Raw genomic sequence first — 952 nt, forward strand, 5'->3', positions numbered from 1 at the left:
TGGCGCTTACTTGTATATGTTTTGATCGCCCAGTTTGCCCCTGAAACTCTCAAGAAATTTCTCTTCTTCTTGTTTGAGTGGGTACTGATAAATATTGCCTTCTCTTATGTTTGCGAAGGCAAAATTCTCTTTGCTCCCATCAAATATAATTCCTTGAGTTGTAAACTCTGTAAGAACTCCAAGGTGTTTTTTTTGTTTTTTCTCTGAAAGAGTTTTTCTATGCTTGAGGACAAAATCTTTGAGTGTTTCTGCCGAAGCCTTTTGATATTGTTCAATAGTTTCGGAAATAATCATTTTTGCATCCGCATTGATTATATCTGTAATGTTTAGTGCAATCATTCCTCTGGACTTAGAGGATTTATCTTGTTTAAGTCTATTTGTTATCTGAGTATTTGCTGCTTTTACTCTTTTTTCTAGTTGGCTATATGACTTAAGTCTTTTACATTCAACATATAATTTTCTACCATCAATTGTAGCCACTAAATCAGAAACGCCTCTTAGATCAACAGAATAGCCTGCCCTTATGAATCTTGATGCAACTCCTAACTCAAAAGCAAAATCTCTTGACTGGTCTTTACTGCTTGCATTTCTGAATCTTTGACCTGATGTTGTTTTTTTTATGCTATCGATTATTTCGTCAGTAGAAAAATTATCAAAGGTTTCTTTAAGTCGAATTAATTCAGATGCTTCCATTTGAGCATTATTAAATATTTTAATGCTTTCTTCTGCAGGTGTTTTACCTTTGTTTTTTATAAAGTTCTCTACATCTCTTTCATATTCACCAAAGCGTGTTTTTTTATAATCAATCCCTAAACTAGAAATCCATTCACACGCTTCTATATAAGATTTTTCAACATCTTTACTGTGAGCAATGTAACGCTCACAACCATCATCAATATATTTTGGTGTACTACTCATATCTCTCTAATTTCTCGATGTTGATTGCGCCATA

Annotated in this window: 1 protein-coding gene; it reads right to left on the minus strand. The window is 33.3% G+C overall.

Annotation, left to right across the window (positions count from 1 at the left end; all coding sequences use genetic code 11):
• Positions 1–6: 6 nt before the first annotated feature.
• Positions 7–918 carry a hypothetical protein gene (locus M3P05_RS20450; protein WP_249701984.1) on the minus strand — a complete coding sequence of 304 codons (912 nt, stop codon included), beginning with the start codon at positions 916–918 and terminating at the stop codon, positions 7–9.
• Positions 919–952 lie beyond the last annotated feature (34 nt).

Source organism: Parendozoicomonas callyspongiae (genome assembly GCF_023502345.1).
Classification (GTDB): Bacteria; Pseudomonadota; Gammaproteobacteria; order Pseudomonadales; family Endozoicomonadaceae; genus Sansalvadorimonas; species Sansalvadorimonas callyspongiae.

Excerpts from the sequence above, each read along its gene's own strand:
- M3P05_RS20450 (WP_249701984.1), bottom strand. The coding sequence starts at position 918 with ATGAGTAGTACACCAAAATATATTGATGATGGTTGTGAGCGTTACATT.